Here is a 13,196-nt window from a genome sequence, read left to right as displayed (position 1 = left end):
AGAGTTTTTTTAATTAACTTTATAATGAAGCTCTAACTAACCTATGAGTATCTTTATTGGTATCCCCCTTCCTCGAAAGGATTAGATTACTAATCAATTGTGTAACCCCCAAACACGAGAGGACATGAAGAATACGTTCTTATTATTACTAACTATTCTTCTTTCTGTAACAATTACTTCGCAAGAAAGAAGAACCTGTTACTCAAATGAAAATCTAGAGTACAGGAAACAAAAGACTCCAGAGATCCAACACAAAATGGATCTAATTGAGTATCATGCTCAAATGAGAATACAACGAATGGAAAGGTTTCAAAACAAACAAGAAGAAAAACCTATCACTATTCCAGTCGTAGTACACATTATTTATAATAATGAATTAGAGAATATTAGTGACGATCAAGTTCAATCCCAAATTGATGTATTGAATGAAGATTTTAGTAAGACTACTCCGTATCTAACTGATAAATGGCCTCAAGCTGCAGATGTAGGTATACGATTTCAGTTAGCTTCGGAAGATCCTTATGGTAATTCAACTAAAGGAATTACTAGAAAATCGAGTAAAAAAACATCTTGGGGAGCTCAAGACGTTATGAAAAACTCAAAATCTGGTGGAACGGATCCATGGAATACCTCTGAGTATTTAAATATATGGGTTTGTAATATCGGAAACGGAATTTTAGGTTATGCACAATATCCTGGTGGAAAATCAGAGACTGATGGTGTTGTTGTAAATCCAAAATATTTCGGCTCTTCAGATAAAGGAAATAACTTTTATTTAAGTCCACCTTTTGATAAAGGTAGAACAACTACTCATGAGGTAGGACATTTTTTAAACCTTCGTCATACGTGGGGAAATAGTAGAAGTTGTGATTCTGATGATTTGGTTACTGATACACCAAAATCTAATGGACCTAATTATGGTTGTCAAACTGGAACTATTTCTTGTGGCTCTGAAGATATGGTAGAGAATTTTATGGATTATTCAGATGATGCTTGTATGAGTGTTTTTACATCTGGACAAAAGGTTAGAATGCATGCTGTTTTAATGGAAGGAGGATTTAGGCATGATCTAACAAAATCTAATAAATTTAATACAATATCAACAGAATTATTTACACCTAGAAATATAATGATTTCAGAGTTAAAATCTACAGAAGCTCATGTTTCTTGGGATGAAGTAAAAGGAGGGTCTTATGTTTTAAGATACCGTTTGGTAGGTGCTGAAGATTGGAACGAAACTTTTGCGTTACAAACATCAATCGTTTTAAGAGGATTGCAAGATAATTCGGAATATGAAATGCAAATAAAAAGTGTTAGCGCACAAGAAGAATCTTCTTATTGTGAGTATGTTAAGTTTACTACTTTAGAAAAAGATAGATACTGTGTATCTAAACCTTTAAATGCTAATGAACTTTATATCGATGAATTTGTTATTGGTGGTGAAAGTAATAACTCTGGACTTACAGAGGGTTATTCTGATTTTATTAGTCAAACAAAAGAGTTGATTAAAGAACATCAAATCAATATAGAAATCAAACCAAAATGGAAAGATGATATAAAATATGATAGTGGTTATGCTGTGTTTATAGATTATAATCAAGATGGTGATTTCGACGATGAAGAAGAAATGGTATGGAAACAAGAAAAAACATCAAAATCACTAATTGAGGGAAGTTTTTTTGTTCCTGAATTTGCTGTAGAAGGAGAAACAAGATTACGTGTTATAATGAAATATGAAGGTGTGCCTGATAGTTGTGGTGTATTTGATTATGGAGAGGTGGAGGATTATACAGTTATAATTACTAAAGAAGATCACGATAAGCATGAATATGAAGAGTACATAGATTTTGAGGTTTTAGGTATAACAACCACATCAATTAAAGTAAATTTAAATCATACTCGAAATAGATTAAATGTTTTAGGTTATGAAGTGTATCTAAATAATCAATTGTATGGCACAGTTAAAGCTCCTCAAATTGAATTTTTAGATTTAGAACCAGAAACAGATTATATAGTTGGTGTTAAATCAATTTTAGAGTGTCCTGATGTAGATGTAGAAGTATTCGAAGTTTCTGTTTCAACATTAAAAAATGAATTGCTTTATTGTGATTCACGAGGACAGAAATCAACTTATGAATGGATTGATAAAGTTGAAATAGGAGAAATTTCAAATTATTCAAACTCCAATGATGGTTATGCAGATTTTACAGCTTTAGAAACTAATTTAATAAGAGGAGTAGAAACACCAATTGTAGTTAGTGCAGGTTTTTTAAGCTTTACTTATACGGAGTTTTGGTCGGTTTGGATTGACTTTAATCAAGATGGTTCGTTTTCTGATGAAGAAAAAGTTGTATACGGATCTTCAAATAGTAGAGAGGATTTGTATGGTATGATTAATATTCCTGAAACAGCATTACTAGGTAAAACAAGAATGAGAGTTTCAATGAAATATAAATCAATACAAACATCATGTGAATTTTTTTCAGAAGGAGAGGTGGAAGATTATACGATTAATATAATTGATGATCAAAATTCTGGAGATTTAAAAGAGGCTGATATCACAGGAGCGTTTGCTATAGGTGAGGTTGATGTGTTAAAAATTACGGCATATCCAAATCCAACTATAGATTATATTAATGTTGTTTTAGATGAAAAACAAGAACATGAAGTGATTTCTTATAATATTATAAATTCTAAAGGACAAATTGTTAAAAGTAACAATGTTAATGATTTAAGAATAGATATTTCAAATTTAACCTCAGGTGTATATATATTTGAGTTTTTTGACGGTCAGAAGAGATTTCAAACCAAAATAGTTAGAAAATAATCCCCTTTTTTTAATTGTTTAGTTTAAACCCGAGTCTAACTCGGGTTTTTAATATTAATTAACATATATTAATATTAGATGTTAAATTGTTAATTTTATTTATAATTATTTGTTTTTTATGTAACAAAAATATATTTTCGGCCTCCATTTTTGTAAAAAAAACCTATTGTAAGTTTTCAAATTCAATAATTACTAGTGTTTTTTATGGAAATAGGATAAATCATTAAAACCCTTTAAATGAAAAACAAAATTACTTTAGTTTTGGTAGGAATCCTTTTGGCTTCTTCTGCCATTTACTCTCAAACAACAGTAAAACGTAATTGTATAGCTTCTGATCTTTTTGAAGAAAAAATTAAAAAAAATCCTAGTTTAGAAAGAAAGATGCTAGATATGGAAACATATACTCAACAAAAAGTTGCTATAATGAATAATCTTCAAGGTAGAATTGTAGGTGACGTATATCAAATTCCAGTTGTAGTTCATGTATTATATACAAATTCTTCTAATAATATAAGTAATGCACAAATTCAATCTCAATTAGATGTTTTAAATGCCGATTTCCGTAGAACAAATGCTGATAGAACAAATAAATGGTCACAAGCAGCAGATACAAAAATTGAATTTTATTTAGCTGAAGTAGACCCAAATGGAAACCCAACTACAGGTATTACTAGGAAACAAGTAAGTAAATCAACATGGAATACTTCTTTAGGGGAAGGAGATGATCTTAAAAAATCCTCTAGTGGAGGAGTAGATCCTTGGAATCCTGCTGAATATTTAAATATGTGGATTGTTGATAATATTATCAGAAATACACCAACAGGAACAGCAACTATTTTAGGTTTTGCTCAATTTCCTTGGGATACAGATGCTTCTACAGATGGTGTTGTAATGGCAGATCAATATTTTGGAACTACAGGAACTGCACAAGCTCCTTTCGATGGAGGTAGAACTACAACTCATGAAGTTGGTCACTATTTCGGATTACGTCACATTTGGGGAGATGGAGCATGTGGTGTTGACGATTTTGTTGCTGATACACCAGAATCTGATGCTCCTAATTATGGATGTGTTACAGGACATACTTCTTGTGGTTCAGAAGATATGGTTCAAAATTATATGGATTATTCTGATGATTCTTGTATGAATTTATTTACTGCTGGACAAAGAGATAGAATGCATACATACTTACAAGCTGGAGGAGCTAGACGTACCTTGGCTTTATCTGATAAATCTAACGGAGGAACTACAAATCCTCCAACTGGTGATACATGTTCATCAACTGTTTCTTCTTTTCCATATAATGAAGGGTTTGAATCTGGTGATGGATGGATTCAAGTTACTGGCGACGATGGAAATTGGGTGAGAAAATCAGGAAGTACACCTTCTAATAATACAGGTCCATCATCTGCTACAGAGGGTTCTAATTATTTATTCTTAGAAGCTTCGTCAAATAGTAGTACAGGACAAATAGGAGCTAATGCTACTGCTATTTTAGAAAGTGCTTGCTTTGATTTTTCAGGTAAATCGGCGGCAACTTTCTCTTTCGAAAATCATATGTATGGAAGCAATGTTGGTTCTTTAAAAATTCAAGCGTTAAAAAATGGAGAATCTAATTGGACAGACATTTGGTCTGATTCTGGTAATAAAGGAAATCAGTGGAATTCAGTTTCTGTGAATTTAAGTGCCTATTTAGGAGGAAAGGTTAAATTAAGAATAGTAGGTACAACAGGTAATGGTTGGTCTAGTGATATTGCTGTAGATGATTTATCGGTTACTACTCAAGGAGGTTCAACAGTAGATACTCAAGCACCATCTGCACCATCAAATTTACAGGCTTCTAGTATTACAGAAACAACAGCTACTGTAAGTTGGTCTGCTTCTACAGATAATGTTGCTGTAACTGGCTACGAAGTGTTTCAAGGTTCTTCTAGTTTAGGAAGTGTTACAGGTACTTCTGCTAATATAACAGGCTTAAATGCTGGAACATCTTATACAATTTCAGTTAAAGCAAAAGATGCTGCAGGGAATTCATCTGCTGCCGGATCTGTATCATTTACAACTGTAGATAATATTCCAGCTCCAGTTTCTTATTGTTCTTCTACTAGTAATAGAACTCAATTCGAGTGGATTGATAATGTTGAGTTAGGAGGAATTGCTAATGCAACTGCTGCTGGAAGTGGATATTCAGATTTTACAGCTCAGGTTGGAACTTTAGCACAAGGTAGTACAAATAATATGGTTGTTAGTGCTGGATTTAGTGGAACAGCTTACACGGAATTTTGGGCAGTTTGGATAGATTTTAATAGAAATGGAACATTTGAAGATAGTGAAAAAGTAGTTTCAGGGTCTTCTTCAAGTGCTAATAATTTATCTACTACAGTTACTGTTCCTGCAAATGCTTTATTAGGTCAAACCAGAATGCGTGTTTCTATGAAATATAATGCTGCGCAAACTCCTTGTGAAACTTTTGCAGATGGAGAGGTAGAAGATTACACAATTAATATTGTTGCTAACGGAACTACTACAAGAATTGATGGAAATATAGTGGTAAAAGAGTTAGGAAACGAGTCTCCTTTAGTATTGAAAGCTTATCCAAATCCAGCTAGTGATTTTGTGCAAATTGCAGTAAATAATAAATCAATGAGTTTAACAACATATAAAATTGTAAATGCAATTGGTCAAATTGTTAAATCAGGAAATTTAAATGAAGTAAAACAAATAAATGTATCTAAATTGAATCAAGGAATTTATGTTTTAGAAGTTAATGATAGTCAAAAATCATTAATAACCAAATTGGTAATAAAATAAAGCATAGATAATCCCCTATATTGTTAATTAAGCCCAAGTTCTAGTAGCTTGGGTTTAATTTTTATAATAGATTTAATTTAAAACATTATATTTTAACTTTAATATTAAGATTTAATTAAAAAATTAACATTTTGTTTTGTTTTGTTTGTGTTTTTTTTATTTTTACTGCACAAACTAAATAGTCAAGTTGCCTCCACATCTTCACTAAACTTTGAATATTTAGATAAACCATTAAAACCCTTTTAAAAACAATGAAAAAAATTACTTTTTTGTTTCTACTTGTTGCTGGAGTTATGTTTTCGCAACAAAGAAGAAATTGTCATTCTATGGATAACCTAGAATTCAGACAATCAAATGACCCCCAACTAAAGGAAAGAATGCAACAAATTGAGAACTTCACTCAAAACAAATTGCAACAACTTTCAGGATTACAAGGAAAAATTAACGGTGATATTATCACTATTCCAGTTGTTGTTCATGTTATTTATAACAATGCTCAAGAAAACATCAGCGATGCCCAAATTCAATCACAGATAGATGTTATAAACGAAGATTTTAGAAGAACAAACTCAGATGCTACGAACAAGTGGTCTCAAGCAGCTGATACTCAAATTGAATTTCAATTGGCTGCCATAGATCCTAATGGTAATCCAACAAACGGTATTACAAGAAAATCATCAACAAGAACTTCTTGGGGTACTAATGATGCCATGAAATCTTCATCTAATGGTGGAGTAGATGCATGGAACACAGCCGAATATTTAAATATGTGGGTGTGTAACATAGGTGGAGGAATTTTAGGATATGCTCAATTTCCTGGAGGGAGTGCCTCTACAGATGGAGTAGTTATGAGTCCACAATATTTTGGTAGTTCAGATAAAGGTTCTGGTTTCTATTTATCGGCACCTTTTGATAAAGGAAGAACAACTACTCATGAAATAGGACACTTTTTAAACCTACGTCACATTTGGGGTGATGGTGGTTGTAGTGTAGATGATTTTGTTTCAGATACACCTACTTCAGATGCTGCAAACTATGGATGCTCAACAGGTCATACATCATGTGGATCAGAAGATATGGTAGAAAACTACATGGATTATTCTGATGATTCTTGTATGAACTTATTTACTTTAGGACAAAAAAACAGGATGAGAGCCGTTTTAGAAGCTGGAGGATCTAGAAGAAGCTTGGCGTTATCTGATAAATTTACACCTGTTGCTTGTAATGCAACAGTACCAACAGGAGTTTCTATTTCAGGAGTTTCTGCTTCAGGAGCAACAGTAAACTGGAATGCCGTTACTGGAGCATCTTACGATGTAAGATATCGTGCTACAGGAACTTCTTCTTGGACAGTTAATTCTGTTTCTGCAACATCTGCAGCTATTTCAGGTTTATCAGCATCTACACAATACGAAGTTCAAGTTCGTAGTAAATGTTCTTCAGGAAACTCATCTTATAGTGCTTCTGTTAATTTTACTACAACAGCTGTTCAGATTAATTATTGTAGTTCAAAAGGAAATAATGTAAGTGATGAATATATTGGTAATGTAACTTTAGGAAGCATAAATAATGCTTCTGGAAGTGGAAATGGATATTCGGATTTTACGTCTATTTCTACAGATTTAAGTAAATCTTCTTCTGCTTCAATAACAATTACTCCAACATGGACAGGAACTATTTATGCTGAAGGATATGCAGTATTTATCGATTATAATCAAGATGGTGATTTCTCAGATAGTGGAGAAACAGTTTGGACACAAGCTGCAACAAGAAATACACCAGTAACAGGAAGCTTCACTGTTCCTGCTGGTGCAGTTGAAGGTACTACTAGAATGCGTGTTTCTATGAAATATAATGGAATACCAACTTCTTGTGAAACATTTACTTACGGAGAAGTAGAAGATTATACTGTAAATATTACTACAGGAGGAACTAATCCAGGTGGTTGCGATACGTTAAATTTTAACGATTATACATTATCATCTTTCTCTAATCAAGATGCTGCTGGAAACTCTTCTATAGGTTCAGGAGGAAATTCACTAACGTTAACAAATAATACTTGGAAGTATATTGCATTAAATTACACGGTAACTCCAAATACTGTTATCGAATTTGATTTCAGTAGTACTTCGGAAGGAGAAATTCACGGAGTTGGTTTTGAAAATGATAATTCATTAACATCAAGTAGATATTTTAAAGTTCATGGAACACAAAACTATGGTGTAACGAATTACGATAATTATGCTGGCGGAACTAAAACATATGTAATTCCAGTTGGAGATTCATATACAGGAAACATGGATCGTTTAGTATTTATTAACGATAACGATGGTGGTTCTGGAAATAATTCTACATTCTCTAATGTGAAAATTTATGAAACTTCTTGTTCTTCATCTAGAACTGTAGTTGAATTTGGAGCAAGAATCGATGTTTTAGGAGATGAAGATGAAAATACATTAGCAACATTAACATTAGCACCAAACCCAGTAGCTAAAGGAAGTGTATTAGAAATATTATCTTCAGATAATTCAGATTTATCAACAACAAACTATGCAGTAATCAATATGCTAGGTCAAACTGTGAAGAAAGGAAACTTAAATAATCGTGTTATAAATACGAACACATTAACTCCTGGAGTTTACATTTTGAATTTAACAAATGAATATACACAAACGAAGAAACGTTTTGTTATTAGATAATTGTACTATTTTTGAATGAAGAAGAGACCGTTTTTTAAAACGGTCTCTTTGTTTTTATCGCTATTGAAATCATTACATTTGTCTTTTATTTAGAAATTCATGAATTACCTTACTGTAGAAAATATTTCCAAAGCTTATGGAGAGCGCGTTTTGTTTGAAGATTTATCTTTTGGAATTAATAAAGATCAGAAAATAGCTTTTGTAGCTAAAAATGGAAGTGGTAAAACATCAATTTTAAATATTGTTGCAGGAAAAGATACGCCAGATTCAGGTCAGGTTATCAGTAGAAAAGGAATTCATATTGCGTATTTATCTCAGGAACATAATTTTGATGCAAATCAAACAATAGAAGAAACAATTTTCGCTACAGAAAATAAAATTCTTCCAATTATTCAGCAATACGAAGCAGCTTTACAAAATCCAGATGACGCAGAAGCTTATCAAAAAGCATTCGATTTAATGGACCAACACAATGCGTGGGATTTTGAAACACAATACAAGCAAATTTTATCGAAACTAAAGTTAGATAATCTGCAACAAAAAGTAGGTTCACTTTCTGGAGGACAACGTAAACGTTTAGCTTTAGCAATTATCTTAATTAATAAACCAGATTTATTAATCTTAGATGAGCCAACCAACCATTTAGATTTAGAAATGATTGAATGGTTAGAAGCATTCTTTTCTAGAGAAAAAATTACCTTATTCATGGTAACACACGATCGCTATTTTTTAGAGCGTGTGTGTAATGAGATTATTGAATTAGATAACGGACAACTATATAAATATAAAGGAAACTATTCGTATTATCTTCAGAATAAAGAAGAACGAAAAGCTTTAGAAGCTACAAACCTTAGTAAAGCAAAAAGTTTATACAAGAAAGAATTAGATTGGATGCGTCGTCAACCAAAAGCAAGAACGACAAAATCTAAATCTAGAATCGATGATTTCTTCGAAATCAAACAAAAAGCACACCAGCGTAGAAAAGAACACGAAGTTCAGTTAGAAATTAACATGGAACGTTTGGGGAGCAAGATTGTAGAATTACATAAACTGAAAAAATCTTTTGATGAAAAAGTAATTCTAGATGGTTTTGAGTATGTATTTAAAAAAGGAGAGCGTATTGGAATCATTGGAAAAAATGGAACAGGAAAATCATCGTTCTTAAATATCTTAACGAAACAATTACCATTAGACGGCGGAAAAATTGTAGTTGGAGAAACGGTAAAGTTTGGATATTACACCCAAAAAGGAATCAACATTAAAGAAGGGCAGAAGGTCATTGAAGTAATTAAAGAATTCGGAGAAGAAATTCCGTTAACAAAAGGAAGAAGAATTTCTGCAGCACAATTATTAGAACGATTTTTATTCGACAGAAAAAAGCAATATGATTTTGTAGAAAAGTTAAGTGGAGGAGAGCAGAAGCGATTGTATTTATGTGCGGTGTTAATTCAGAATCCGAATTTCTTAATTCTCGATGAGCCAACCAACGATTTAGATGTAGTTACACTAAACGTTTTAGAAAACTTCTTGTTAGATTATCCTGGAAATTTAATGGTAGTTTCTCACGACCGTTATTTTATGGATAAAATTGTAGATTCTTTATTTGTTTTTAGAGGAAATGGAGTAGTGGATAATTTTCCTGGAAATTACTCTGATTTTAGAGCTTATGAAGATTCTAAGGTCTCAGAACCTAAAACTGAAAAGAAAGAAGCTGTAAAACGCGAAAAAACACATCAAAAAGGAAAGTTAAGTTATAATGAGAAGCGTGAGTTTGGTGTTTTAGAGATTGATATTGAAAAACTACAAAAGAAAAAAGAGCAGATCGAAGCACAATTTGCTAATGGAGAAGTAGCTTCAGAAGATATTAACGACAAATCTTTAGAGCTGCAACAAATCATAGAGGATTTAGAAACCAAAGAAGAACGTTGGTTCGAATTATCTATGAAAATGGAAGAATAAAAGTTTTTCTAAATGAACTTTAGAATATTTTTGAGAATTAAAGTATCTGCTTGATATTCACTACCTAAGGTTTTTGTAAAATTTTCCTTTAATTTTTTGTATTCTTCAGTTGTTTTAAATTGTTTGAATTGTAGTGCTTTAAAACTTTGAAGGTCGATATAATTGAAAGTTCTTTTACCGATGTAATTGCCCTTGTAAAATTCTAAAAGAGTGTGTTTTTGGTCTTCTTTTTTATTTTGATATTCATTGTAATTATCTATTCTGATAAAACCAGAAAACCAGTCACAAACAGTTCTGTCTTTAAAAACATTTTTAAGAACCGATTTCAGTTTTAAATTGACTGTGTTTCTATCAAAGATTCGAATATCAGTAACTTTTAGTTTTTCATTTTCAACTGAGAAGCTACCTATATAACCTCTTGTTAAGGCAGTATTTGAAGAATGAAATTTATTTAATTTCGGATTTTCCTTAAAAAAAGTCTCCAGTATATATTCATTGATGTGATAGGATTCACCATCAAAAATCAAAATATCTCTTATTTGCTTCGTCATTTACAACGTTACTTTTTCAGTAATTTGATAAGAGGTTCACGATAATCAAAAATCCTTTTCATTTAAGTAAACCCTGTTTTTAACAAAGTCAAAATTCATAAAAATCTCAGCATGATCTTCTTCATTTTCTAAAAAATTTTGAAACGACTTTTATTGTCATAATAATTTTTTCTTGGCCATTTACAAAACGATTAGTAAAGTTAAATAGATAAGTGACAAAAACATGCTTTTCACTTAAAAAATCTCATCTTCATTTTTAAAACTCTTAAATTCGATTGGATTGTTACTGAAATCTAAAACAAACATAGTTTTCTGTTCACCACGAGTTCCTGCATATCTTGTTTGTGGTGGTATAATAAATTCAATATTGTGAGATTGCAATGCATTTTTAATAAAATCAAATTCGTGATCTTTTACAATACAACCAAAATGTGGAATAGGAACTTTTACTTTATCCACTTTTCCGCAGTAATCTAATTCTGGAATATTATTGGAAATATGAGCAGACAATTGATGTCCGAAAAAATCGAAATCTATCCAATGTTCGGTTTGTCGTCCGATAGTACAGTTTAAAATTTCATGATAAAATCGATGTGTACTTTCTATGTCTTTAACTTTAAACGCAAAATGAAATCTGTTCATAATTAATATCCTTTTTGAATTGAAACTACATTTATAAGTTCTTTTTCGTTTAACAAGTTTTTGTAATTGGTAACCACAATACCCGAAGCTGTTTCAATATTGGTGATAGCAGCAATATGTGGTGTTATGGTAATATTCTTGTGTTCCCAAAATGGGTGATTTTCAGGTAAAGGTTCAGTTCGAAAAACATCGAGTAAAGCACCTGATAAATGTTGATTGTTTAATAGTGTAAGTAAATCGTTTTCCACTAAATGTTCTCCGCGTCCAACATTAATTAAATATCCGTTTTTGTTGAGTCGTGAAAGATTTTCAAGGTTTAAAATATTTTCTGTTACAGAGGTTAATGGTAAAATATTAATTAAAATATCTGTGTTTTGTAGTACGTCAGTCAAACAGTTATTTCCGTGAAAACAAGACACGTTTTCTAATGTTTTTTCTGATTTCGACCATGCTTTTACTGTAAATCCAACTTGCACTAATTTTGTAGCAACATGAGTTCCGATTTTTCCTAAACCTAAAATTGAAATAGTGGTAGTTTTTATTGTTTTATACAATTTTTGCTGCCATTGCTTTTCTTTTTGAGCTGTCTGATATTCAGCAAAACGTTTTATATGAGATAAAACACCTGTTAAAATAAACTCGAACATATCTTCAGATAATCGATCATCTACAATTCTTGTCACAACGCAATCTGAAGCCAAATCCTGACTTTGAATTATGTGTTCTACTGAAGCTCCAACAGATTGTACGACTTTTACATTTGGAAATTGTGCTAAAATATTTGCTTCAGGTTTCCAACACAAAGCAAAAGTGATGGCTTCTGCATCAGTTACATTTGGATAAATATCAATAGTGGTATCTGGCAACTTGGCTTGCAAAGCTTTTTGCCAAGGTTTCGGATCTTTATTGTTAAAACAGATTACAATACTCATCTTCTTTTTTTACAAATTTCTAATTTTTAGGATAGTTGTAAAAATGTAATCGTTTGTGTTTTTGTAAATTTACTTCTGAATGACGTGTAATTTTAAACGTTTACTTATGATTGATAATATAGATACACAAATTTTAAAAGCTTTAGAAAAAGATGCACGACTTTCTTTTGCGGAAATAGGACGTTTAATTAATCTATCTGCATCTGCGGCAAGAGAACGTATTTTAAAAATGGAAGATGTAGGTTTAATTAAAAAATACACGATTGAAATAGATCATTCTCAGTTGGGTTACGATTTAGAAGTATTTATTTTGGTAAAAGTGTTTCACGGAAAACTTCGTTCGTTTTTAGATGCGATACCAACAATAACAGAAATTAAAAAAGCACATAGAATTACTGGAAATCAAAATGTACATGTAAAAGCGATGCTTAAAAATCAGTTGCATTTACAGCAATTAATTGATCGATTAATGTTATTTGGCGATACACATACCTTGTTGGTTTTATCAGATGTTATGGAGAAGAAGTAGTTTGATATAAAGATAATCCTTGTTCAATATCAAAAAAAATCAATAAGATATACATATATAACTTATTGATTTTTTAAAGTTAATTAAATTAGATCTGATAGCAGGGCTCGAACCTGCGTCCACCCGGTCCAAGAGCCGGGCGCTCTACCACTGAGCTATATCAGAAAAGATAAGTGCAGGGCTCGAACCTGCGTCCATTCGGGTTGGAGCCGAATATTCTACCACTGAACTAACTTATCTTATTTT

8 protein-coding genes and 2 tRNA genes are annotated in these 13,196 nt (G+C 31.7%); 5 read left to right on the top strand and 5 right to left on the bottom strand.

Annotated elements, in window-relative coordinates; translation table 11 throughout:
• Positions 1–124 precede the first annotated feature (124 nt).
• The 4 genes from AC2TEO_RS10700 (at position 125) to AC2TEO_RS10685 (ending at position 10,296) form a co-directional block, all read left to right on the top strand.
• Positions 125–2,827 (top strand): GEVED domain-containing protein, encoded by a 2,703-nt coding sequence (locus tag AC2TEO_RS10700; RefSeq protein ID WP_442264812.1) that lies wholly within the window; start codon positions 125–127, stop codon positions 2,825–2,827.
• 237 nt (positions 2,828–3,064) lie between these two features.
• Positions 3,065–5,638, top strand: a complete 2,574-nt coding sequence (locus AC2TEO_RS10695) for a GEVED domain-containing protein (protein WP_442264811.1) — start codon at positions 3,065–3,067, stop codon at positions 5,636–5,638.
• Positions 5,639–5,889: 251 nt separating this feature from the next.
• Positions 5,890–8,337: a GEVED domain-containing protein gene (locus AC2TEO_RS10690; RefSeq protein WP_442264810.1), complete on the top strand. Its 2,448-nt coding sequence runs from the start codon at positions 5,890–5,892 to the stop codon at positions 8,335–8,337.
• A gap of 99 nt (positions 8,338–8,436) precedes the next feature.
• Positions 8,437–10,296 carry an ABC-F family ATP-binding cassette domain-containing protein gene (locus AC2TEO_RS10685; protein ID WP_442264809.1) on the top strand — a complete coding sequence of 620 codons (1,860 nt, stop codon included), beginning with the start codon at positions 8,437–8,439 and terminating at the stop codon, positions 10,294–10,296.
• 8 nt (positions 10,297–10,304) lie between these two features.
• On the opposite strand, the gene AC2TEO_RS10680 is transcribed toward AC2TEO_RS10685, so the two are convergent.
• The 3 genes from AC2TEO_RS10680 to AC2TEO_RS10670 form a co-directional block, all read right to left on the bottom strand.
• Positions 10,305–10,847: a hypothetical protein gene (locus AC2TEO_RS10680; protein ID WP_442264808.1), complete on the bottom strand. Its 543-nt coding sequence runs from the start codon at positions 10,845–10,847 to the stop codon at positions 10,305–10,307.
• A gap of 234 nt (positions 10,848–11,081) precedes the next feature.
• On the bottom strand, positions 11,082–11,489 hold the full coding sequence (locus tag AC2TEO_RS10675; RefSeq protein ID WP_442264807.1) for a VOC family protein: 408 nt from the start codon (positions 11,487–11,489) through the stop codon (positions 11,082–11,084).
• Between the two features lie 2 nt (positions 11,490–11,491).
• On the bottom strand, positions 11,492–12,421 hold the full coding sequence (locus tag AC2TEO_RS10670) for a 2-hydroxyacid dehydrogenase (RefSeq protein ID WP_442264806.1): 930 nt from the start codon (positions 12,419–12,421) through the stop codon (positions 11,492–11,494).
• Positions 12,422–12,527: 106 nt separating this feature from the next.
• Between AC2TEO_RS10670 and AC2TEO_RS10665 the strand changes: the two genes are divergently transcribed.
• Positions 12,528–12,950 carry an Lrp/AsnC family transcriptional regulator gene (locus AC2TEO_RS10665; protein ID WP_442264805.1) on the top strand — a complete coding sequence of 141 codons (423 nt, stop codon included), beginning with the start codon at positions 12,528–12,530 and terminating at the stop codon, positions 12,948–12,950.
• 92 nt (positions 12,951–13,042) lie between these two features.
• On the opposite strand, the gene AC2TEO_RS10660 is transcribed toward AC2TEO_RS10665, so the two are convergent.
• Together AC2TEO_RS10660 and AC2TEO_RS10655 are read right to left on the bottom strand one after the other, a co-directional pair.
• A tRNA-Lys gene (locus AC2TEO_RS10660) sits at positions 13,043–13,115 on the bottom strand.
• A 2-nt stretch (positions 13,116–13,117) separates the two neighbouring features.
• Positions 13,118–13,189: transfer RNA gene (locus AC2TEO_RS10655), tRNA-Trp, on the bottom strand.
• Between the last annotated feature and the right edge of the window lie 7 nt (positions 13,190–13,196).

Source organism: Tenacibaculum aquaeponti (genome assembly GCF_057221555.1).
The sequence above is the reverse complement of the archived record's forward strand: the minus strand, read 5'-3'. Positions and strand labels throughout refer to the sequence as shown.